The organism is Mycobacterium sp. IEC1808 (assembly GCF_002101935.1).
In the GTDB taxonomy this organism is placed as follows: Bacteria; Actinomycetota; Actinomycetes; order Mycobacteriales; family Mycobacteriaceae; genus Mycobacterium.
Genome location: NZ_LQPV01000067.1, coordinates 12,819 through 34,701, shown reverse-complemented (window position 1 = coordinate 34,701; position 21,883 = coordinate 12,819). Strand labels below are relative to the sequence as shown.

Genomic DNA, 21,883 nt, shown 5'->3' with positions numbered 1-21,883 from the left:
ATTGCCGAAACTGGAGGCGGGTCGCGCGAGTTACTATAGATTCAGCCTATTGCGTCCGTGTCTAACGACCGGCGATCGCCCTTATTGAGTGGCCTGCCCTGGAGGTTCGGATGTCGTTCGTGTTCGCGACGCCCGAATACCTGGCCGCGGCGGCATCCGACCTGGCGAACATCGGTTCGACCATCAGCTCCGCCAACGTCGCCGCGTCGGGCCCCACGTCGGGGGTTCTGGCCGCCGGCGCCGACGAGGTGTCGGCGAGCATAGCCGCGCTGTTCGGCGCCCATGCGGAGGTCTATCAGGCGCTCAGCGCCCAGGCGGCGCTGTTCCACCAGCAGTTCGTCGACCTCATGAGCAGCGGTGGGGTGCAATATGCGCTCGCCGAGGCCACCAACGCGTCGCCGCTGCAGACCCTCGAGCAAGGGGCGACGAGCGCGCTCAGTGCGCCCGCCCAGGCGGCTGGGGTGGCCATCCAGGCCGCCACTGGCGCCGGCGGGTCCCCGGCGGCCGCCGCCGGTGTCGGACCCGGCGCGTTCGGTGCCGGGGGTAGCGGCGCGGCCGGGCAGCTGATCAGCAGCGTCGGCGCCGACCCCGCCGCGGCGGCCGCCGGAACCGGCGGAACCTTCAGTCCCGGCGGGGCCGGCCTCACGGGCAGCTTGGTCGCCGGCCAGAACTTCGGCGCCGCTCCCGCGGCCGGTGGCAGCGGCGCGTTGGCCGAGTCCGGCGGTGCCGTCGAGACCGCCGCCGCCGAAGACCTCGGCATCGGCGAAACCCCCGTGGCGTCCGCCCCGGCGGTCACCCCCCTGGCGGGCCTGCCGACGCCGGGATCCGCCGCCCCCGCCGCGGCCGCCCGCCCCGGCACACCGGCGTACTCTCCCGCGCCGGCCGGGGCGTCCGAACCCGCCGAGGAGTGACCGGCGCTCGATCGCGCTTTGCGAGCGTCCCGCTGGCGACGGCGTTAATCTGACACGGACTTCCCGGCGAGGCGAGGAGAGACACGTGTTGGCGCGCTACCTGAAAGCACAGTTGATCGTTTTGCTGTGCGGCGGCCTGGTCGGGCCGATCTTTTTGGTCGTCTACTTCACCATGGGATTCGGCGACCTGCTGCAGTGGATGCTCTACGTCGGCCTGCTGATCACCGTCGCCGACGTGGTGATCGCGATCGCACTGGCCAACTTCGGGGCGAAGTCGTCCGCCAAGAATGCGGAGCTCGAGCAGAGCGGCGTGCTGGCGATCGCCCAGATCACCGGGCTCACCGAGACCGGGACGTGGATCAACAATCAGCAGGTGGTCAAGGTGCACCTGCACATTTCCGGGCCCGGGTTCCTGCCGTTCGACAGCGAGGACCGGGTCATTGCCCACCTCACCCGGCTCGGCAACCTCAACGCCCGCAAGGTGGTGGTGCTGGTCAATCCCACCACCCAGGAATACCGCATCGACTGGGAGCGAAGCGCTTTGGTCAACGGGCTGGTGCCCGCGCAGTTCACCCTGACCGAAGACAACCGGACGTACGACCTCAGCGGGCAGGCCGGCCCGCTGATGGAGATCCTGCAGATCCTGAAGGCCAACAACATCCCGCTAAACCAGGCGGGCGACCTCCGGTCGAACCCGGTGGTGCGCCAGCAGATCCAGGCCGTGGTGCGCCGTGCGGCCGCACAACAGGCGCCGGCACCCCAGCCCGCGGCGGCCGGCGGTCCGGCGCCGGCCGGGACGCCCGCGCAACCGTCGATCGCCCAGCGGCTCCAAGAGCTGGAGACCCTGCGCGCCAGCGGCGCGCTGACCGACCAGGAGTACAACAGCCGGCGGGCCCAGATCATCTCAGAAATCTGAACCGGAGCCGCACTAGAACACGTTTCAGTTCCGCTGCTAGCCTGTCCTCGTGGCTGCACAGGTTGGATCACTGCAAGGACGGGTGGCGTTCGTTACCGGGGCCGCCCGAGCGCAGGGACGGTCGCACGCGGTGCGGCTTGCCCGGGAAGGCGCGGACATCATCGCGCTCGACATCTGCGCGCGGGCCTCGGACACCCTGAGTTACACGCCGGCTACGCCCGAGGATCTGAGCGAGACCGTCCGCCTGGTCGAAGCCGAGGGCCGCAAGGTGCTGGCCCGGGAGGTCGACATCCGGGACGACGCGGCGCTGCGGCAACTCGTCGCCGACGGCGTCGAACAATTCGGCCGGCTCGACGTCCTGGTCGCCAACGCCGGGGTGCTGGGCTGGGGCCGGGTCTGGGAGCTCACCGACGAGCAGTGGGACACCGTGATCGGGATCAACCTGACCGGCACCTGGCGCACCCTGCGCGCGGCGATCCCGGCGATGATCGAGGCCGGCAACGGCGGTTCCATCGTCGTCGTCAGCTCGGCGGCGGGCCTGAAGGCCACGCCCGGCAACGGCCACTACGCCGCCAGCAAATTCGGGCTCACGGGCCTGACCAACACCCTGGCGATCGAGCTCGGCGAATACGGCATCCGGGTCAACTCCATCCACCCCTACTCGGTCGAAACCCCGATGATCGAGCCCGAGGCGATGATGGAAATCTTTGCCAAGCACCCCCGTTACGTGCACAGCTTCCCGCCAATGCCGATGCAGTACAAGGGATTCATGACGCCCGACGAGGTGTCCGACGTCGTCGTCTGGTTGGCCGGCGACGGGTCGGGCACACTGTCGGGCACACAGGTCCCCGTCGACAAGGGCGCATTGAAGTACTGACCGGCGATCGTGGTATGAACTCCACGTGACTGAAAAAGGCATCGTGATTGTCGGCGGCGGATTGGCCGCCGCCCGCACGGCCGAGCAACTGCGCCGGTCGGAATACGCCGGCCGGATCACGATCGTCAGCGACGAGGTGCACCTGCCCTACGACCGCCCGCCCCTGTCCAAGGAGGTGCTGCGCAAAGAGGTCGACGACGTGGCCCTCAAGCCGCGCGAGTGGTACGACGAGAAGGACATCACGCTGCGGTTAGGGTCGGCGGCCACCGCGCTGGACACGGCCAAGCAGACGGTGACGCTGGCCGACGGGACGGCGCTCGGCTACGACGAACTCGTCATCGCCACCGGGCTGGTGCCGCGGCGCATCCCGGCGTTTCCGGATCTGGACGGCATTCGGGTGCTGCGCTCGTTCGACGAGAGCATGGCGTTGCGGGAGCACGCGTCCGAGGCGCAGCGCGCCGTGGTCGTGGGCGCCGGTTTCATCGGCTGCGAGGTGGCGGCCAGCCTGCGCAGCCTGGGCGTGGACGTGGTGCTGGTCGAGCCCCAGCCGACGCCGCTGGCCGCGATACTTGGCGAGCAGATCGGCCAGCTGGTGGCGCGGCTGCATCGCGACGAGGGCGTCGACGTCCGGCTCGGCCTCGGGGTGGCGGAGGTGCGCGGCGAGGGGCATGTGGACACCGTGGTGCTGACCGACGGCAGCGAGCTCGCCGCCGACCTCGTCGTGGTCGGCATCGGCTCGCGACCGGCGACCGAGTGGCTCGAGGGCAGCGGCGTCGACGTCGATAACGGCGTCATCTGCGACGAGGCCGGCCGCACCAGCGCGCCGAACGTGTGGGCGCTCGGCGATGTCGCCTCCTGGCGCGATACGACGGGACACCAAGCGCGCGTGGAACATTGGAGCAACGTCGCCGACCAGGCCCGGGTGGTGGTGCCCGCGATGCTCGGACAGGACGTGCCGTCGGCCGTGGTGGTGCCGTATTTCTGGAGCGACCAGTACGACGTCAAGATCCAGTGCCTGGGTGAGCCCGAGGCCACCGACACCGTGCACCTCGTCGAGGACGACGGGCGCAAGTTCCTGGCGTATTACGAGCGGGACGGGGTGCTGGTCGGGGTGGTCGGCGGTGGGATGCCGGGCAAGGTCATGAAGGTCCGCGCGAAGATCGCCGCCGCGGTACCCATCGCCGAGGTGCTGGGCTGACGCTCCCCAAGGTCGCGATACTCGACGATTACGCCGGCGTGGCGCTCGACCTCGCCGACTGGTCGCCGGTGCGGACCCGTTCGGACGTAACGGTTTTCGACCGGCACCTGTCAGCGGCCGAGGCCGCCGACGCGTTGCGGCCCTTCGACGTGATCTGCACCGTGCGCGAGCGGATGGCGTTGCCGCGCACGCTCATCGAGCGGCTCCCGAACCTCAAGCTGATCACCATCGTGGGCAGGAGGCTGCCCAACCTGGATATGGCCGCGGCCACCGAGCGCGGCGTGCTGGTCGCCCACTCGGACTTCGCCAATCCGCGGTTCGCCGCGGTGCGCGACGCGACCCCGGAACTGGCCTGGGGGCTGTTGATCGCGACGGTGCGCAATCTGGCCGAGGAGCATCGGCGGATGCGCGACGGGGGATGGCAGTCGACCACCGGTATGACGTTGTCCGGCAAGACTCTTGGGCTACTCGGCCTGGGCCGGACCGGCAAGCGCATGGCCGAATACGCGAAAGCCTTTGGCATGCAAGTGATTGCGTGGAGCCAGAACCTCACCGAGGAGGCCGCCGCGGCGGCCGGTGCCCGCCGGGTCGAGAAGGCGGCCCTGTTCGCCGAGGCCGACGTGGTCTCGATCCACCTGGTGCTCTCCGAACGCACCCGCGGGCTGGTCGGCCAACCGGAGCTGGCCCTGATGCAGCCGCATGCCTTCCTGATCAACACCTCGCGCGGGCCGATCGTGGACGAGGCCGCGCTGATCGACGCGCTGCGAACCGGCCGCATCGCCGGGGCCGGGCTCGATGTCTTCGACACCGAACCGCCGCCGCCCGACCATCCGCTGCGGGCGCTGGCGAACGTGACGCTGTCACCCCACCTGGGGTACGTCACCCGCGAAATGCTCAGCGCCTTCTACGAAGACACCGTCGAGGCCGTCGTCGCCTGGCTGGACGGGACGCCGGTCCGCATCGCCAACCCCGAGGCTCAGAAGTCGCCGAGGTAGAACCGGGCCCCCTGATCGTCGGCGCATTGGGCGGTCACGCCATACGGCTGGCGGGCCGGCTCGGCGAGCACCGTGCCGCCGGCCTCGCGCACCCGGGCGACGGCCGCGTCGATGTCCGAGACCGTCCACATCGGCACGGTCGTCGGGGTGGCGCTGCCCCCGGCCGCGCCGGCCATCGGGTGGGTGCCCACCACCTGCCAGCCGTCGACCACCCGGCCGGGCTCGAAGCTCCATCCCAGCACCCGGCCGTAGAAGTCGCGGAAGCCCGCGGAATCCGGCACCTCGTAGGTGACGTAGGACAGCTCGCCCGTCCCGGACCCGTTGAGCTCCGGACGCTTTCGCCCCGCCGCCGGTTCGAACACCGCGAACGCCGCCCCCTGCGGGTCGGTGGCCTCGAGCACCACGCCGTAGTCGGTCCGGCGCACTTCGCCCGCGACCCCGCCCGCCTCGGTTATCGCCGCGCGGGCGGCCCGCACGTCGGTGACGGCGTAGCAGCAGAACAGGGTGGGCTTCCCGGGTTGCGCCGAAATGCCGGTCGGCAGATCGGTATTGGTGACCCGGTGGGATGCCGGGTCGTATGTCCAGCCCAGGACGTGGCCGTAGAAGGCGGCCGCGCGATCGGTGTCGGGGCTGCACACCGACACGTATCCGATGTCGCCGTGCCGGATGCCCGCGGGGTCCTTAGCGGGTCCGGACAGCATCCAGCGGTGCCCGAACGGGTCGATGACGGTCGCGTTGCGGCTCCCGTGGCTTTCGTAGCTCTCGCGCTGGACGGTGGCGCCCTGTTCCCGCGCCTTGGCCAGGGCGGCGTCGGTGTCGGCCACGTGCAGCATCAGGCTCACCGAAACCGCTTCGGGCGCCGGGGCCTTCAGCCCGAGCTCGGGATACTCGTCGGCCAGGTAGAGCACCCCGCCTCCGATCGCGATCTCCGCGTGCCCGATTCGGCCGTCGTCCATCACGATCGGTTCACCGACGACGGCGGCGCCGAACGCGTCGGCGTACCAGGCGATCGCCGCCCGCGCGTTCGCCACGCTCAGGTAGGGCAGCGCCGCCGGGTGCGGGGCGATCTGAGTCGCAATGCCGCTCATGACAACTCCTTCCGGTAGGGACATCGCGGATTCCAGCCGCCGGCGCAGCCGCGCGGCGAAACCCGGATCTGGTTGCACCGGAAGGTCGTCGGCGCGCAGCACGTCCAGCGGATCGTCGTGCCGACTCATGGCGTGCCTCCTTCCGGATACTGTTCTTTGAAGGCCCGGCGGGCCCGCACCAGGAGCGCCTCGGTGGCGTGCACGGTGCGCCCGATCAGCTCGGCGCACTCGCCGACCGAGCAGTCGTCCATGTAGCGCAGCACCAGCACGGCGCGGTGCGGCTCGGCCAGCCGGGCCAGCACCGCCTCGGCGACCATGCGGTCCAACTCGGCGTCCCAGTCGTCGACCGCGTCCGCCGGCTCCGGCGGTTCGGCGACCGGCACGGTCAGCCGGTGCGCGCCGCGCCGATAGTGGTCGGCCAGCTTGTGGCGTGCCACCCCGAGCAGCCACGGAATCGACACCGGCGGCGGAGCGCTCTTCCGCGCCGCGTCCATGGCCGCGAGAAACGTCTCCGACGTCAGGTCCTCCGCCGTCGCGCGATCGCCGCAGCGGCGGACGAAGTACCCGTACACCACGGGCAACGCCTCGTCGTACAGCTCGAGCAACGCGCATCGAGCGTCGGACCTCGGATCCGCTTCGGCGCTCACATCTATATAGTCGCCGCGGCGGGCCGAACTCCGACGGGGCGGAGGAGAAAAACTACTGCCAATTCACCGGCGGGCCGTGCGGATGGCATTCGGCGAGGACGGCCGCCTCGCCGCCCGGCCAGCTGCGGGCCCGCACCAAAAATCGGATCGGCGTGCCCGGCCCGTCGCGCGCCGGCTCCAGCGTCAGGTGCGCGAACGGCGACCGGGCGTCGGCCCGCCGCCCGAGCGCCTCGATCCCGGCGCGGACCGCAGCGCGCTCGTCGTCGGACAGGTACTGCCAGGTGATCGAATGCCACAGCACCGTCAGCGCGCCGGCGGCGAGGGTAAGGCCGGCCACCGCCTCGGCCGCCGTCCGGCGCTCGAGGGCCGCCGGGACGGTCCGGGCGACGGCGATCGCGCCGCGCAGCCGGCGCAACCGGGCGTCCTGGTCGGGCCAGACGTAGCTCAACGCGGTCACTTCCCCCTCGGCGCCGGTGACGTCGATGGGCGCGATGTCGTAGCCGTTTCGCTCGACGATGCGCAGGGCGCCGTCGGGCGGCAGGGCACCGCGCCAGGCGTCGTCGATGGTGACCGGCGAGTCGGGCGGCCCCCATCGGCCGCCGTCGTGGCGGTAGTGGTAGTGGTCGGCGCGCATGTTCAGGCCGGCGCTCGATCCGATCTCGAAAAGCCTTATCGGCAAATCGAATCCGCGATTGAGCCGCAGCAGTCCACCGATCAGCGCGGCGGACCGGCCCACCTCGTTGGTCTGCGGCGGCTGATGGAGCACGGCGCGCAACGCGTCGGTGTTCTCCGCCGCGGTGCGCAGGATTTCGGGCCAGGCGGTCGCCGCGTCCCAGGCGCCGCCGGTGCTGGGATACCAGCGGCGCAATTGCGGCGCCCGCCCGTCGAGCACCAACCGGTGCAGGCCGCCGAGCAGCCGCAGCGGCACCGCGTGGCGCGAGGGCGCGTCCTCGTGGCCGGCCAGGACGGTCGCGAAGACGCCGCCCGCCTCGACGTCGCCGGCCACCAACTCGAAGAGCTCCCCGTACATCGGGGAGCCGGAGCCCGCGCAGAACCGGCCCTGCGAGCGCAGCATGTGCAGCAGGTGCTCGGCGCCCCCGCTCATCGGTCCAGCCGTTCCAGCCCGGCGCCGACGACGTCGAACGCGTTGCCGAGCGCGGTGGGCAGCGGGACGGATTCGTCGGAGAGCCAGTGCTCGTAGGCGCTCAGCGCGACCCCGAGCATGGTCCAGGCGACGGTCTGCGGCAGCGGGTCGGTGGTCTTGACGCCCAACCGGTGGGCCACGAAACCCGCCATCACCTCACGCCAGCCCGCGTACATCGTCATCGAATAAGCTTGCAGCTCCGCGGTTTCCAGGATGACCCGCATGCGCTGGCGGTGCCGGACCGTCTCGCACTCGTCGAAGGTGTTGAACGCCAACAGCGCCCCGCGCAACGCCTCGTCGAGGGGCACCCGCGGGTCGACGTTGTCGAGCAGCTCCCGCAGGTGCGCTAGGTGGGCGTCGAAATCACCCCACAGGATCGCGTTCTTGGAGGCGTAATAGCGAAACAGCGTGCGGCGGGCGATGCCGGCCGCGTGCGCGACGTCGTCGACGCTCACCTCGTCGAATCCCCGGGCCGCGAACAACTCGAGGGCGACGTCGGTGATGTGCCCCGGGGTCGTCGAGCGGCGCCGGCCCACCCGCGGCTGCGGCATGTCAGACCCGCCCTTCCATTGCGGCACTCGATGCCATATTGTGTCCAGAACGATCCATCCTTGTCGAGTCCCAACGGGAGGAAAATTTCCATGGAGCACGAAAACGAGACCGAGGCCGAGCTCGTCACCGAGACCCTCGTGGAAGAGGTGTCCATCGACGGGATGTGCGGGGTCTACTGATCCGCGTGTTCGATCCCGACCGCGGCTGGCGGTTGCACCCGCAGGTGGCGGTTCGGCCGGAGCCGTTCGGCGCGCTGCTGTACCACTTCGGCACCCGCAAGCTGTCCTTCCTGAAGAACCGCACCATCCTTGAGGTGGTGCGGTCGCTGGCCGACCATCCCGACGTCCGGTCGGCCTGCCGTGCCGCCGGCGTGGACGACCCGGGGCAGGGTCCGTACCTGCACGCGCTGGGTGTGCTGGCGGAGTCAAACATGTTGGTAGCCAAGGAGGCCGAATGAGTCTCGCTGTTCCGCGGCTCATCGAACAGTTCGAGCGCGGCCTGGACGCCCCGATCTGCCTGACGTGGGAGCTGACCTACGCGTGCAACCTGGCGTGCGTGCACTGCCTGTCCTCGTCGGGCAAACGGGATCCGCGGGAGTTGTCCACGCGCCAGTGCATGGACATCATCGACGAGCTGGAACGCATGCAGGTGTTCTACGTCAACATCGGGGGCGGCGAACCCACCGTGCGGCCCGACTTCTGGGAGCTGGTCGACTATGCGACCGCGCACCACGTCGGCGTGAAGTTCTCCACCAACGGCGTCCGGATCACCCCGCAGGTCGCCGCCCGCCTGGCCGCCAGTGACTACGTCGACGTCCAGATCTCGCTCGACGGCGCCACCGCGGAGGTCAACGACGCCGTCCGCGGCGCCGGCTCGTTCGCGATGGCGGTGCGCGCGCTGGAGAACCTGGCGGCGGCCGGCTTCAAAGACGCGAAGATCTCGGTCGTCGTGACCCGGCACAACGTCGACCAACTCGACGAATTCGCCGCGCTGGCAAGCCGTTACGGCGCCACCCTGCGGATCACCCGGCTGCGGCCCTCCGGTCGGGGGGCGGACGTGTGGGAAGAGCTGCACCCGACCGCCGCCCAGCAGATCCAGCTCTACGACTGGCTGGTCGCCAAGGGGGAGCGGGTGCTCACGGGTGACTCCTTCTTCCACCTCGCACCGCTCGGCTCCTCCGGCGCCCTGGCCGGTTTGAACATGTGCGGCGCCGGCCGGGTGGTGTGCCTGATCGACCCGGTGGGCGACGTCTATGCCTGCCCGTTCGCCATCCACGACCGCTTCCTGGCCGGAAACATCTTGTCCGACGGGGGATTTGACAACGTCTGGAAGAACGCACCGCTGTTTCGCGAGCTTCGCGAACCGCAGTCGGCCGGGGCCTGCAGCAGCTGCGGGCACTACGACAGCTGCCGGGGCGGATGCATGGCGGCCAAGTTCTTCACCGGCCTGCCGATGGACGGGCCCGATCCCGAATGCGTGCAAGGCCATAGCGAGCAGGCCCTGGCGCGTGACCGCACCACCCCGCGGCCCCGCGCCGACCATTCCCGCAAGACGAGTGGGCCGGTGCTCCTGAAACTCTCGCGACCCCCGGCGCGGCTGTGCAACGAAAGCCCCGTCTAGCCATGGCCGACCAATGGTTCGAAACGGTCGCCATCGCCCAGCAGCGCGCGAAGCGGCGGCTACCGAAATCGGTTTATTCGGCGCTGCTTGCGGGCAGTGAAAAGGGCATCACCGTCGCAGGCAACGTCGAAGCGTTCAGCGAACTCGGATTCGCGCCCCACGTCGTCGGCGCCCCGGAAAAGCGCGACCAATCGACTACCGTTATGGGGCAGGATATTTCGTTGCCGGTGGTCATTTCGCCAACCGGCGTCCAGGCGGTCGACCCGGACGGCGAGGTGGCCGTCGCACGGGCGGCGGCGGCGCGGGGAACGGCGATGGGGCTTTCCTCGTTCGCCAGTAAACCGATCGAAGAGGTCATCGCCGCCAACCCCAAATTGTTCTTCCAGGTGTACTGGCTCGGCGGCCGCGACGCCATCGCGGAGCGCGTGGAACGTGCGCGCCAGGCCGGTGCGGTCGGCCTGATCGTCACCACCGACTGGTCGTTCTCGCACGGGCGCGACTGGGGCAGTCCGAAGATCCCCGAAGAGATGAACCTGCGGACCATCCTGCGCCAGTCTCCGGAGGCGGTCTTCAAGCCCCGCTGGTTGTGGAAGTACGGCAAGACGCTGCGCCCGCCGAACCTGCGGGTGCCGAACCAGGCGCGCCGCGGCGAGCCCGGCCCGCCCTTCTTCGCCGCGTACGGCGAATGGATGGGCACGCCGCCGCCGACCTGGGACGACATCGCCTGGCTGCGCGAGCTGTGGGGCGGACCGTTCATGCTCAAGGGCGTGATGCGCGTCGACGACGCGAAAAGGGCTGTGGACGCCGGTGTTTCGGCGATCTCGGTGTCGAATCACGGCGGCAACAACCTGGACGGCACGCCGGCGTCGATCCGCGCCCTGCCCGCGGTGGTCGCGGCGGTCGGGGACCAGGTCGAGGTGCTGCTCGACGGCGGCATCCGCCGCGGCAGCGACGTCGTCAAGGCGGTGGCGCTCGGGGCGCGGGCGGTGATGATCGGCCGCGCGTACCTGTGGGGCCTCGCGGCCGGCGGGCAGGCCGGGGTGGAGAACGTCCTCGACATCTTGCGCGGCGGCATCGACTCGGCCTTGATGGGCCTGGGGCGCTCCTCGGTTCACGACCTCACCCCGGACGACCTGTTGGTGCCCGACGGCTTTGCGCGGGCGCTCGGGGTGCCGCCCGCATAAATCTGGGCCTAAATCTGGGCCTAAATCTGGGTATGTCGGGTCTCTTTACAGGGATTGAACATGGGCCGTTTTCACCAACAGCGTGAAATGGCCCTCTAGCGTGAATCGACGGCGGCGAAAATTGTGGTACTTGCGAGGCAACCGTGACGAACGAGCCATCAAATTCGACCGCTTGGTGAACAGCCCAGAAAAAAATAATTTTGTAGGGTCAACAATTGGTGCACGCCAGGTGAATTCGTCCTACCATCAGCCAGTGCCCGTACTCGGCGAATTAGCAACGATGGCGTCGAGCCAGCTATTCGGCACCTCGCCGTCATTAATGGTCCCGGTGGGATCGACCGAACAACACGGTCCGCACCTCCCGCTGGACACCGATACCCAGATCGCGACGGCGGTCGCGCGGGGGGCCAGGGCCCGCCTGGACCAGGACTGGTTGGTCGCGCCGGCCATCGCCTACGGCGCCAGCGGCGAGCACCAAGACTTCGCCGGAACGATCTCGATCGGTACCGAGGCCCTCACGACGCTGCTGGTGGAGTACGGCAGGTCAGCGGCCTGCTGGGCCCCGCGGCTCGTGTTCGTCAACGGGCACGGCGGCAATGTCGGCGCGTTGCGCGGCGCGGTGAGCGCGCTGCGGGCCGAGGGCCGAGACGCCGCCTGGTGCCCCTGCGTCGCCGCCGGCGGCGACGCCCACGCCGGCCATACCGAAACATCGGTGTTGCTCCATATCTCGCCGGCCGATGTGCTGACCGACCGGTGGCTCAGCGGCAACCGGGCGCCGTTGGCAGACTTGCTCCCGTCGATGCGCCGCGGGGGCGTCGCGGCGGTCAGCCGGGTCGGGGTGCTGGGGGACCCCACCACCGCGACGGCCGCCGAGGGCAAGCGCATCTTCGCCGAGATGGTCGACGACTGTGTCCGTCGGGTCGCCAGGTGGTCGCCCGGGCGCGACGGGAAGCTGACATGACGGCAACGCGATTGCCGGACGGGTTCGCCGTCCAGGTCGACCGCCGCGTGCGGGTGCTCGGTGACGGTTCGGCGTTGCTGGGCGGCTCACCGACGCGCCTGCTGAAGTTGGCCCCCGCCGCCCAGAGCATGCTTTCCGACGGCCGGCTGAAGGTCCGCGACGACGTCAGCGCCCAGCTGGCCCGCACCCTGCTCGACGCCACCGTGGCGCACCCGCGCCCCGCGGGCGGCCCGTCGCACCGCGACGTGACCGTGGTAATTCCGGTGCGGGACAACGTTTCCGGGGTGCGCCACCTGGTCAGCTGTCTGCGCGGATTGCGCGTCATCGTGGTCGACGACGGTTCGTTCCCGCCGATCGAGCCGGAAGACTTCATCGGCGCGCACTGCGACGTCGAGGTGCTGCGCCACCCCCACAGCAGGGGTCCGGCCGCGGCGCGCAACACCGGGCTGGCCGCCTGCACGACCGACTTCGTCGCGTTTCTCGACTCCGACGTGACGCCGCGCCGCGGCTGGCTCGAGGCCCTGCTCGGTCACTTCTGCGATCCGACCGTCGCCCTGGTCGCGCCGCGCATCGTCGGGCTGTCGCACAGCGAGAACGTGGTCGCCCGCTACGAGGCGGTGCACTCGTCGCTGGACCTCGGGGAGCGCGAGGCCCCGGTGCTGCCCCACAGCACGGTGTCCTACGTTCCCAGCGCGGCGATCATCTGCCGCCGCTCGGCCATCCGTGACGTCGGGGGCTTCGACGAGACGATGCAGTCCGGCGAGGACGTCGACCTGTGCTGGCGGCTGATCGAGGCGGGCGCTCGGCTTCGCTACGAGCCGATCGCCCAGGTCGCCCACGATCACCGCACCGAGTTACGGGATTGGCTCGCGCGCAAGGCCTTTTACGGCGGCTCGGCGGCCCCGCTGTCCGTGCGTCACCCGGACAAGACGGCCCCGGTGGTGATCTCCGGCTGGGCGCTGATGGCCTGGATCCTGGTGGCGCTGGGGACGAGCCTCAGCCAGCTCGCCTCGATCGTCGTCGCCCTGGTGACCGGCCGGCGGATCGCCAAGGCGATGCGCGGCGCCGAGACTTCGCTCGTGGACGTCCTCACGATCGCGACCCGCGGCCTGTGGTCGGCGGCGCTGCAGCTGGCGTCGGCCTTGTGCCGGCACTACTGGCCGCTGGCGTTGGTCGCTGCGATCCTGTCGCGCCACTGCAGACGCGTCGTGCTGGTGGCCGCCGTCATGGACGGCGTGGTGGACTGGCTGCGCCGCCGCGACGCCACCGGCGACGAGGCCGAACCCATCGGGCTGCTGACCTACGTGTTGCTCAAGCGCGTCGACGACCTGGCCTACGGCCTCGGGCTGTGGTGGGGTGTGGCCCGCGAACGCAACGTGCGGGCGCTCAAGCCGCAGATTCGCACATAGCGGTTTCGACGCCCCTTGACCGCAGCCGCCCCGCACAGCGATGTGCTGATCGTCGGTGCCGGCAGCGCTGGTTCGGTTGTCGCCGAACGCCTTTCCGCCGATCCCGCCCGCACAGTCACCGTGCTGGAGGCCGGCCCCGCGCTGGCCGACCCGGGGTTGCTGGCCCTGACCGCCAACGGGTTGCAACTGCCGATCGGGGTCGGCAGCCCGCTGGCCCGGCGCTACCTGACCACGCTGACCGATCGGCACGCCCTGAAGCTGCCGATCGTGCGCGGCGCCACGGTCGGCGGTTCGGGTGCGATCAACGGCGGCTACTTCTGTCGCGCGTTGCCGCGCGACTTCGACCGCGCCGGGGTGCCCGGCTGGGCATGGTCGGATGTGCTCGAGCACTTCCGCGCCATCGAGACCGACCTCGATTTCGACGGCCCCGCCCACGGCCGGGCCGGGCCGATCCCGGTGCGCCGAACCCGCGAAATGACCGGTACCACGGAAGCTTTCATCGCGCAGACGGAGCGCGCCGGGTTCGGGTGGATCGACGATCTCAACGATGCTGGGCCGGAACTGGTTTCGGGGCTGGGGGCGGTCCCGCTCAATATCGTCGATGGCGTGCGCACCGGATCGGGTGCCGCATACCTGTTGCCGGCGCTCGGGCGGCCCAACCTGACGTTGCTGGAGCGGACCCGCGCGGTGCGACTGCGTTTCGCGGGCGCCACGGCGGTGGGTGTCGAGGTGATCGGCCCGCAAGGCCGGGCGACGGTTTCCGCCGATCGAATAGTGTTGTGCGCCGGCGCGATTGAGTCGGCGCACCTGCTGATGCTTTCCGGCATCGGCGACGAAGCAATGCTGCGTGCCGCGGGCGTTCCGGTGGTGGCGCCGCTGCCGGTCGCGACGTCGTGCAGCGATCACCCCGAATGGGTGTTGCCGACCAACTGGGCCGTGGCTCCAGGCCGGCCCGTGGTGGAGGTCGTGCTCAGCACCGACGACGGGATCGAGATCCGGCCGTACACGGGCGGATTCGTCGCGATGACCGGCGACGGCACCGCCGGACACCCCGACTGGCCGCACATCGGGGTGGCGCTGATGCGGCCGCGGGCGCGCGGGCGCATCACGCTGGTCTCTCCGGATCCTGACGTGCTGCCGCACATCGAGCACCGCTATGACAGCGAGCCCGACGACGTCGCCGCGCTGCGCCGGGGCAGCGACCTGGCCCGCGAACTGGCCGGTGCCGCAACGTCTGTCGGGTCACCGGTGTGGTCGACGTCGCAACACCTGTGCGGCACCGCGCCGATGGGCACGGTCGTCGATCCGCGCTGCCGCGTCTACGGCATCGAAAACCTTTGGGTCATAGACGGTTCCATTCTGCCCGCGATAACCAGCCGTGGGCCGCACGCGACCATCGTGATGCTGGGCCACCGGGCCGCGGAATTCGTCGCCTAGGGCTGCATCTCGATCGGCACGCCGATCGGTGCCGATTGCTCCTCATGGGAGGCGGCCGCGGAAGCCGGGGAGTAGGCAGGTGTCGCGGGGGAATAGTTCGGTGTCGTCGCGGGCGCCGCCGTCAACGGCGTGCCGATCGGCATCGCCTGCGCCGCCGTCGCCGGGGAGAACGCGGGCGCTTCGACCGGCGCAGCTTCCACCGGCGCCGCCGCCACCGGCGCGCTGACGGGTGTCGGAGCGGCGACCTCCGCCGGCACGGCGGCGGCCGGCGCGCCGGCCGGTGCAAGCGGCGCGGCCACCGGCGCAGCCGCGAGTGGCGTGCCGGTCGGCGCTACGGCAACCGGTGCGGCGGGAGCCGGCGTGACCGCGGCGGCCGGCGTGGCCGCCGTCGCCAAGGGGGCTGCCGGTGCTGCCGGCGCCGCACCACCAGAGACGCCGGCCGCTGCCGCAGGCACCCCCGCCGCGGCGGAGCCTGCCGACGCCGCGGTGCTCGCCAGCGGTTGCGCGCTCGACAGCGCCTGGCCGGGGACATTGCCCGTCACCATGTTCTGGACGGTTTGCAGGGGCGCGGCGTTCGCCGCCTCGGTGAGGGCGTACTGCTCGGCGCCGGCGCTCATCAGCTGGACGAACTGGGTGTGGAAGGCCTGCGCCGCGGCGCTGAGCGCCTGATAGACCTGGGCGTGCGCGTCGAACAGGCTCGCGATGTTGGCCGACACCTCGTCGGCGCCCGCGGGCAACACGCTGGATACCGGTCCCAAGGCGGCCGAGTTCGCATCGCTGATCGCCGAACCGATGTTGGCCAAATCCATTGCGGCATTGGCCACATACTCGGGCGCTGCGAACACATACGACATTCGGCTCCCCCGCCTGTCTCGACGTCGTCCGCCTCCCCATCACGGACACCGCTTCAGCGCACACTATCGCCCACCCGGGGTCTCCCGAGGCGTTTTCGGCGGATCTTCACCATGCATTCAGTGGGGCGGGCCACGCCGCAGCGTGACCCGCCCCGAAAATGCGGTGACATTCATGCTGCCCACGTAGATGGCCACGACAAGTGGCGGGCGCGCGGCTGACTTCCCGTCAGGCGCGAACTCTGCGTCGCAATGTTCGTGGACGGCACGACGTCCCGACGTCGAATACCCCGATGTCGAATATCACCTCCCTTCAGCGATCCGCGATCCGCACCCGGTTTCCCGGAGGCGATCGCTCCCGTAAAACCGGCGCCTGTTTGCTGAACGAGTCGATACCCATCAACACCACATCCACCTCAACCCGCGAGATGACCTGCACCTGTCGATATATATTTTCAAATACCACGACGAGCGGACGTTCGCAAGTATCTGAGCCAGTCCGGTTTGACCACCGAAAAAAATTAAGGTCGAGCGGGCCCGATCAGCGACCACCGGTCAGCCGGTGTCGTTCTCCGGCAGCGACATTGGGCGCCAGCGCGTCGGTTCTCGATGCCGCCCGACGCCGGGGCGCTCCCCGGCGAAGAGCCGGCGCACGACCTTCAGCTGCCGCCCGTCGCGGCCGGGCGCCCATAGGCCGATCAGGACCGCGGCGATGGTGACGATCACGGCCATGACCGTCGTCGAGGCGTGCATCGCCATCATGAACGCCGCTTTGCTGACCTCGGCCAGCTGGCCCCCTTGCGGCCCCAGCTTCCCGGCCACCTCGACCGCCTTGGCGAGCGAGTCGGTCGCGGGACCGCGCACCGGGGCTGGGAACCCCGCCAACCTGGGCGCCAGCTCGTGGGAGTAGCGGCCGGCCAGTATCGAGCCGGCAACGGCGATGCCCAGGGCGCCGCCCATCTCGCGCGACGTGTCGTTGACCGCGGACGCGACCCCCTGCTTTTCGTCCGGGACCGCGCCCATGATCGCCGAAGTCGTAGGCGCGGTGCAGAATCCGATGCCGGTGCTCAGGATCAGCGTCGGCCACGCCATGCCGAGGAAACTCGAATGCAGGTCGAGCGTCTGCATGCACAGGAAGCCGACCGCCATCGTCAACGTGCCCACGAATAGCACCAAGCGCAGCCCGAACTTCGGCACATACCAAAACGACAGTGCCGAGAAAATGCCCAGCGGCACCATGAACGGGCCGAACGCCACCGCCGTCATCAGCGGGGAGTAGCCCATGATCTGCTGCACGTACTGCATGCCCAGGTAGAAGAAGCCGAACGTAGCGCCGAACAGGACGACGATCGTCGCCACGCCGGTGGCGAAACTCGGATCGCGGAACAGTCGCACGTCGAGCAGGGGATGGCGGGTCCGGAATTCGACGACGCCGAACACGGCCGCGATGATCGCCCCGGCGACCAGCCCGCCCCAGATCAGGGGGTCGCTCCAGCCGCGGTCGGGCGCCTCCAGGATCGCGGCCACCGCGATCGCGACGGCCGCGCCGATCAGCACCGCGCCCAGCGAATCGACCCGGGGCGCGTTGGCTTCCCGCGACGACGCGACGGTGCACGCCAGCGCGAAAATCGCCAGCCCGGCGGCGCCCAACGACCAGAAGATCGCGTGCCAGTCCCAAAAGCGCAGCAGCAGGCCGGATCCGAACATGCCCAGCACCCCGCCGGAACCGGCCGTCCCGGCCCAGATCCCGACGGCCTTGATGCGGTCCTCCTTCGGGTAGGCCACCGTCAGCAGCGACAGCGTCGCGGGCATCACGAACGCGGCGCCGACGCCGGCGACCGCGCGTCCCGCGATGATCTGCAGCGGGCTGTGCAACAGCGCCGGCGCCGCCGACCCCAGGGCGAAGACGAGCAAGCCGACGAGCAACGCGCCCCGCCTGCCGTAGCGGTCGCCGATCGCGCCGGCGGGCAGCAGCAAGCAGGCCAGCGCCACCGTGTAACCGTCGACGACCCAGGTCAGCTGGGACTGGGTCGCCGAGGTCGCGACCGCAAGGTCGCCCAGCGTGGTGTTCAGCGCCGTCATCGACGCGACGACCAGCCCGACGCCCATGCAGGCGACGGCCAGGGTCCAAGTTCGGGCGCGGGGGCTACCCCCGATGCGCGTTACATCAGTACGCTGATCAGGCCGTACCAGCGTTTCGGCCATATGGAGCGCCTCCTAACGGGGGCGTAGCAAGATTTTCGAGACTCTTGGTCTTGTAGGTAAACCGATAGTCTTGGTTCCAAACCGGGAGGTAGCTCACAATTACCGGCGGAAGTACCGACCCCCGTCCAGCGCGGTCCAGGGCCCGTTTGCTCGAGGCCGCCGCTGCGCTGCTGCGTTCGGGGGGTCCCAGCGCGGTGACCGTCGATGCGGTCACTCGTAGCGCCAATGTAGCGAGGGCGACCCTGTATCGCCACTTCCCGAGCGGAAATGATTTGCTGGCAGCGGCATTCAACAGCCTGATACCGCCGCCGCCGATGCCGCCGGCCGACGGCTCGCTGCGCGATCGCCTGATCGGGTTGGTCCTTGCCCATGCCGAAACCGTGGCGCAGGCGCCGGCCCTGCTGACGGCCATGTCGTGGCTCTCGCTGGGTCGCGACCTGGACAAGTTGCCGGAACCCCACCAGGTCGGCACCGCCGACAGCGCGTCGATTTGCACGCTGCGGGAGCGCATCGCGCAGCAATACGCCGCGCCGTTCGACGCGGTTTTCGACAGCCCCGAGGCCGCCGCCGAACTCGGTGAGGTCGACCGGTCTCGCGCCATCGCGCTGCTGATCGGCCCGCTGATGCTGGGACGCCTGTCGACCCTGCCCGACTTCGACTACCGTGAGTGCGCGCGCGCCGCCGTCGACGGTTTCCTGCACGTGCAGCGGGCCCAGCAGAGGGCCGACGCGGCGACCACCGAATCCGCTGGTGCCTGAGTCCCGGCGAGGTTTGCCCGGGATTTGGCCAAACCCATGATCTGAGGCATACTGTTCAGGTTGCCTTGCGCCGGGTTCTGCCTGGCCGGGCATACGACCAGCGCCCAACCGGGCGCGTCCGGTCCCAACCTCGGAATGCGACCAATTTCGGCCGCGCACGAGGCTGCGTAAGGGTGACACGCCCGACCGCGGGGGCCGGTGGACCACGACAGGTAAACAGCGGCGCAGTATCCGGCGCGACGCTCGACCGGCCCAAGGCTGGGCCGATCCGCGCGCCGGGGGCACCAGCCCGGGACACGGGCTTTAAGAGGAGTGAGGGTAGGAGAAAGCGTGGCGGGACAGAAGATCCGCATCAGGCTTAAGGCCTACGACCATGAGGCCATCGACGCATCGGCGCGCAAGATCGTCGAGACCGTCGTCCGCACGGGTGCCAGCGTCGTAGGGCCGGTGCCGCTGCCGACCGAGAAGAACGTGTATTGCGTCATCCGCTCCCCGCACAAGTACAAGGACTCGCGGGAGCACTTCGAGATGCGCACGCACAAGCGGTTGATTGACATCCTCGATCCGACGCCGAAGACGGTCGACGCGCTGATGCGCATCGACCTTCCGGCCAGTGTCGACGTCAACATCCAGTAGGAGATCCAGAACTCATGGCAAGAAAAGGCATTCTGGGTACCAAGCTGGGCATGACGCAGGTGTTCGACGAGAACAACCGGGTCGTGCCGGTGACGGTGGTCAAGGCCGGTCCCAACGTGGTGACCCGCATCCGCACGCCGGAGCGCGACGGCTACAGCGCCGTGCAGTTGGCGTACGGCGAGATCAGCCCGCGCAAGGTCAACAAGCCGGTCACCGGTCAGTACACGGCGGCGGGCGTCAACCCGCGCCGCTTCCTGGCCGAGCTGCGGCTGGACAACCCCGACGCCGCCGCCGAATACGAGGTCGGCCAGGAGCTGACGGCGGAGATCTTCGCCGACGGCGCCTACGTCGACGTGACCGGCACGTCCAAGGGCAAGGGCTTCGCCGGCACCATGAAGCGGCACGGCTTCCGCGGCCAGGGCGCCAGCCACGGCGCCCAGGCGGTGCATCGCCGCCCGGGTTCCATCGGCGGCTGCGCCACGCCCGCCCGGGTCTTCAAGGGCACCCGGATGGCCGGCCGGATGGGCAACGACCGGGTGACCGTGCAGAACCTGTTGGTGCACAAGGTCGATGCCGAGAACGGCGTGCTGTTGATCAAGGGTGCGGTCCCCGGCCGCACCGGCGGACTCGTGATGGTTCGCAGCGCGATCAAACGAGGTGAGAACTGATGGCACTCAAGATTGACGTCAAGACGCCGGACGGCAAGGTCGACGGCTCCGTCGAGCTGCCCGCCGAATTGTTCGACGCCCCGGCCAATATCGCGCTGATGCACCAGGTGGTCACCGCGCAACGGGCCGCCGCCCGCCAGGGCACGCACTCGACCAAGACGCGCGGCGAGGTGAGCGGCGGTGGCCGCAAGCCCTACCGGCAGAAGGGCACCGGACGCGCCCGGCAGGGTTCGACGCGGGCGCCGCAGTTCACCGGCGGTGGCACGGTGCACGGCCCGAAGCCGCGCGACTACAGCCAGCGGACGCCCAAGAAGATGATCGCCGCGGCGTTGCGCGGGGCGCTGTCCGACCGCGCGCGCAACGGACGCATCCACGCGATCACCGAGTTGGTCGCGGGCCAGACCCCGTCGACCAAGAGCGCCAAGGCATTTCTGGACACGCTGTCCGATCGCAAGCGGCTGCTGCTGGTCATCGGCCGCGCCGACGAGACCGGTGCGAAGAGCGTGCGCAACCTGCCCGGCGTGCATGTGCTGGCGCCCGACCAGCTCAACACTTACGACGTGCTGCGCTCCGACGACGTGGTGTTCAGCGTCGAGGCCCTCAACGCCTACATCGCGGCTAACACTGCCGCCAACACCAGCTCTGCCGAGGAGGTTTCGGCCTGATGGCGACCATCGCTGACCCCCGCGACATCATCCTGGCGCCGGTCATCTCCGAGAAGTCCTATTCGCTGCTGGACGACAACGTGTACACGTTCGTGGTGCACCCCGACTCGAACAAGACGCAGATCAAGATCGCCATCGAGAAGATCTTCTCCGTCAAGGTCGCGTCGGTGAACACCGCGAACCGGCAGGGCAAGCGCAAGCGCACCCGGACCGGTTACGGCAAGCGCAAGGGCACCAAGCGCGCCATCGTCACCCTGGCCCCGGGCAGCAAGCCGATCGACCTCTTCGGCGCACCGAGCTAGAAAGAACTGATGAGACATGGCAATTCGTAAGTACAAGCCGACGACCCCGGGTCGCCGCGGCGCCAGCGTGTCCGACTTCGCCGAGATCACCCGTTCGGAGCCGGAGAAGTCATTGGTGCGCCCGCTGCACGGTCACGGCGGCCGCAACGCGCACGGCCGGATCACCACCCGCCACAAGGGTGGTGGCCACAAGCGCGCCTACCGGGTGATCGACTTCCGTCGTAACGACAAGGACGGCGTCAACGCGAAGGTTGCGCACATCGAGTACGACCCGAACCGCACGGCCAACATCGCGCTGCTGCACTTCCTGGATGGCGAGAAGCGCTACATCATTGCCCCGCTTGGGCTCTCGCAGGGCGACGTGGTGGAGTCGGGCCCCAACGCCGACATCAAGCCCGGCAACAACCTGCCGCTGCGCAACATCCCGGCCGGTACCTTGGTGCACGCCGTGGAGCTGCGCCCGGGTGGCGGCGCCAAGCTCGCGCGCTCGGCCGGGTCGAGCATCCAGCTGCTCGGCAAGGAGGGCAGCTACGCGTCGCTGCGCATGCCCAGCGGCGAGATCCGCCGCGTCGACGTGCGCTGCCGCGCCACGGTCGGCGAGGTGGGCAACGCCGAGCAGGCAAACATCAACTGGGGCAAGGCCGGTCGGATGCGGTGGAAGGGCAAGCGCCCGTCGGTCCGTGGTGTCGTGATGAACCCGGTCGACCACCCGCACGGCGGTGGTGAGGGTAAGACCTCCGGCGGCCGGCACCCGGTCAGCCCGTGGGGCAAGCCCGAGGGCCGCACCCGCCACCCGAACAAGCAGAGCAACAAGCTCATCGTCCGACGCCGGCGTACCGGCAAGAAGCACTCGCGGTAA

At 69.7% G+C, this 21,883-nt stretch carries 24 protein-coding genes; 18 read left to right on the top strand and 6 right to left on the bottom strand.

Annotated features, from left to right (window positions below):
- The first annotated feature begins 110 nt into the window (after positions 1-110).
- The 5 genes from AWB92_RS31205 (at position 111) to AWB92_RS25935 (ending at position 4,897) form a co-directional block, all read left to right on the top strand.
- Complete coding sequence (locus AWB92_RS31205; RefSeq protein ID WP_085190779.1) at positions 111-911, top strand: PE family protein; 801 nt, start codon at positions 111-113, stop codon at positions 909-911.
- A gap of 85 nt (positions 912-996) precedes the next feature.
- Complete coding sequence (locus AWB92_RS25950) at positions 997-1,827, top strand: SHOCT domain-containing protein (protein ID WP_085190777.1); 831 nt, start codon at positions 997-999, stop codon at positions 1,825-1,827.
- A 49-nt stretch (positions 1,828-1,876) separates the two neighbouring features.
- On the top strand, positions 1,877-2,704 hold the full coding sequence (locus AWB92_RS25945) for a mycofactocin-coupled SDR family oxidoreductase (RefSeq protein WP_068187607.1): 828 nt from the start codon (positions 1,877-1,879) through the stop codon (positions 2,702-2,704).
- 25 nt (positions 2,705-2,729) lie between these two features.
- Positions 2,730-3,902, top strand: a complete 1,173-nt coding sequence (locus AWB92_RS25940) for an FAD-dependent oxidoreductase (RefSeq protein ID WP_085190775.1) — start codon at positions 2,730-2,732, stop codon at positions 3,900-3,902.
- Complete coding sequence (locus tag AWB92_RS25935) at positions 3,899-4,897, top strand: D-2-hydroxyacid dehydrogenase family protein (protein WP_241523590.1); 999 nt, start codon at positions 3,899-3,901, stop codon at positions 4,895-4,897. The genes AWB92_RS25940 and AWB92_RS25935 overlap by 4 nt, the downstream gene beginning before the upstream one ends.
- On the opposite strand, the gene AWB92_RS25930 is transcribed toward AWB92_RS25935, so the two are convergent.
- The 4 genes from AWB92_RS25930 to mftR are packed head-to-tail and all read right to left on the bottom strand — an operon-like array spanning position 4,879 to position 8,327.
- A complete protein-coding gene (locus tag AWB92_RS25930) occupies positions 4,879-6,114 on the bottom strand; it encodes a VOC family protein (RefSeq protein ID WP_085190770.1) in 1,236 nt (411 codons plus the stop codon). The two genes, AWB92_RS25935 and AWB92_RS25930, sit on opposite strands and share 19 nt — an antisense overlap.
- Complete coding sequence (locus AWB92_RS25925; RefSeq protein ID WP_085190768.1) at positions 6,111-6,632, bottom strand: sigma-70 family RNA polymerase sigma factor; 522 nt, start codon at positions 6,630-6,632, stop codon at positions 6,111-6,113. The genes AWB92_RS25930 and AWB92_RS25925 overlap by 4 nt, the downstream gene beginning before the upstream one ends.
- A gap of 52 nt (positions 6,633-6,684) precedes the next feature.
- On the bottom strand, positions 6,685-7,737 hold the full coding sequence (locus AWB92_RS25920) for a DUF2332 family protein (protein ID WP_085190766.1): 1,053 nt from the start codon (positions 7,735-7,737) through the stop codon (positions 6,685-6,687).
- Positions 7,734-8,327, bottom strand: coding sequence for a mycofactocin system transcriptional regulator (gene mftR, locus AWB92_RS25915; RefSeq protein ID WP_085190764.1), 594 nt, complete (start codon positions 8,325-8,327; stop codon positions 7,734-7,736). Before mftR ends, AWB92_RS25920 begins: the two co-directional genes overlap by 4 nt.
- Before the next feature lie 90 nt (positions 8,328-8,417).
- Between mftR and mftA the strand changes: the two genes are divergently transcribed.
- The 7 genes from mftA (at position 8,418) to mftG (ending at position 14,939) form a co-directional block, all read left to right on the top strand.
- Positions 8,418-8,507 carry a mycofactocin precursor MftA gene (gene mftA, locus AWB92_RS25910; RefSeq protein WP_066934826.1) on the top strand — a complete coding sequence of 30 codons (90 nt, stop codon included), beginning with the start codon at positions 8,418-8,420 and terminating at the stop codon, positions 8,505-8,507.
- A gap of 5 nt (positions 8,508-8,512) precedes the next feature.
- Entirely contained in the window at positions 8,513-8,785 is a 273-nt protein-coding gene (mftB, locus tag AWB92_RS25905) for a mycofactocin biosynthesis chaperone MftB (RefSeq protein WP_173817493.1), read from the top strand.
- Positions 8,782-9,948 (top strand): mycofactocin radical SAM maturase, encoded by a 1,167-nt coding sequence (gene mftC, locus AWB92_RS25900; RefSeq protein ID WP_085190760.1) that lies wholly within the window; start codon positions 8,782-8,784, stop codon positions 9,946-9,948. The genes mftB and mftC overlap by 4 nt, the downstream gene beginning before the upstream one ends.
- 2 nt (positions 9,949-9,950) lie before the next feature.
- Positions 9,951-11,132 carry a pre-mycofactocin synthase MftD gene (gene mftD / locus AWB92_RS25895; protein ID WP_085190758.1) on the top strand — a complete coding sequence of 394 codons (1,182 nt, stop codon included), beginning with the start codon at positions 9,951-9,953 and terminating at the stop codon, positions 11,130-11,132.
- A 229-nt stretch (positions 11,133-11,361) separates the two neighbouring features.
- A complete protein-coding gene (gene mftE / locus AWB92_RS25890) occupies positions 11,362-12,093 on the top strand; it encodes a mycofactocin biosynthesis peptidyl-dipeptidase MftE (RefSeq protein ID WP_085190756.1) in 732 nt (243 codons plus the stop codon).
- The gene (mftF, locus tag AWB92_RS25885; RefSeq protein WP_068187584.1) at positions 12,090-13,502 is read left to right on the top strand and encodes a mycofactocin biosynthesis glycosyltransferase MftF; all 1,413 of its coding nucleotides are present in this window, start codon (positions 12,090-12,092) and stop codon (positions 13,500-13,502) included. The genes mftE and mftF overlap by 4 nt, the downstream gene beginning before the upstream one ends.
- A 15-nt stretch (positions 13,503-13,517) precedes the next feature.
- Positions 13,518-14,939 carry a mycofactocin system GMC family oxidoreductase MftG gene (mftG, locus tag AWB92_RS25880; RefSeq protein ID WP_085190754.1) on the top strand — a complete coding sequence of 474 codons (1,422 nt, stop codon included), beginning with the start codon at positions 13,518-13,520 and terminating at the stop codon, positions 14,937-14,939.
- On the opposite strand, the gene AWB92_RS31200 is transcribed toward mftG, so the two are convergent.
- Both AWB92_RS31200 and AWB92_RS25870 read right to left on the bottom strand, forming a co-directional pair.
- Entirely contained in the window at positions 14,936-15,793 is an 858-nt protein-coding gene (locus tag AWB92_RS31200) for a PE family protein (RefSeq protein ID WP_085190752.1), read from the bottom strand. The genes mftG and AWB92_RS31200 overlap by 4 nt on opposite strands.
- 552 nt (positions 15,794-16,345) lie before the next feature.
- Positions 16,346-17,899 (bottom strand): MFS transporter, encoded by a 1,554-nt coding sequence (locus AWB92_RS25870; protein ID WP_346962961.1) that lies wholly within the window; start codon positions 17,897-17,899, stop codon positions 16,346-16,348.
- 242 nt (positions 17,900-18,141) lie between these two features.
- Between AWB92_RS25870 and AWB92_RS25865 the strand changes: the two genes are divergently transcribed.
- The 6 genes from AWB92_RS25865 to rplB all read left to right on the top strand — a co-directional run bounded on the left by AWB92_RS25865 (position 18,142) and on the right by rplB (position 21,883).
- Positions 18,142-18,753, top strand: coding sequence for a TetR/AcrR family transcriptional regulator (locus AWB92_RS25865; protein ID WP_277622337.1), 612 nt, complete (start codon positions 18,142-18,144; stop codon positions 18,751-18,753).
- A gap of 330 nt (positions 18,754-19,083) precedes the next feature.
- Positions 19,084-19,389: a 30S ribosomal protein S10 gene (rpsJ, locus tag AWB92_RS25860; protein WP_003873519.1), complete on the top strand. Its 306-nt coding sequence runs from the start codon at positions 19,084-19,086 to the stop codon at positions 19,387-19,389.
- A gap of 14 nt (positions 19,390-19,403) precedes the next feature.
- Positions 19,404-20,057, top strand: a complete 654-nt coding sequence (gene rplC, locus AWB92_RS25855; RefSeq protein WP_067159527.1) for a 50S ribosomal protein L3 — start codon at positions 19,404-19,406, stop codon at positions 20,055-20,057.
- Positions 20,057-20,722 carry a 50S ribosomal protein L4 gene (gene rplD, locus AWB92_RS25850; protein WP_068104439.1) on the top strand — a complete coding sequence of 222 codons (666 nt, stop codon included), beginning with the start codon at positions 20,057-20,059 and terminating at the stop codon, positions 20,720-20,722. The genes rplC and rplD overlap by 1 nt, the downstream gene beginning before the upstream one ends.
- Positions 20,722-21,024, top strand: coding sequence for a 50S ribosomal protein L23 (gene rplW / locus AWB92_RS25845; protein ID WP_067012931.1), 303 nt, complete (start codon positions 20,722-20,724; stop codon positions 21,022-21,024). The genes rplD and rplW overlap by 1 nt, the downstream gene beginning before the upstream one ends.
- 16 nt (positions 21,025-21,040) lie before the next feature.
- Positions 21,041-21,883: a 50S ribosomal protein L2 gene (rplB, locus tag AWB92_RS25840; RefSeq protein ID WP_085190746.1), complete on the top strand. Its 843-nt coding sequence runs from the start codon at positions 21,041-21,043 to the stop codon at positions 21,881-21,883.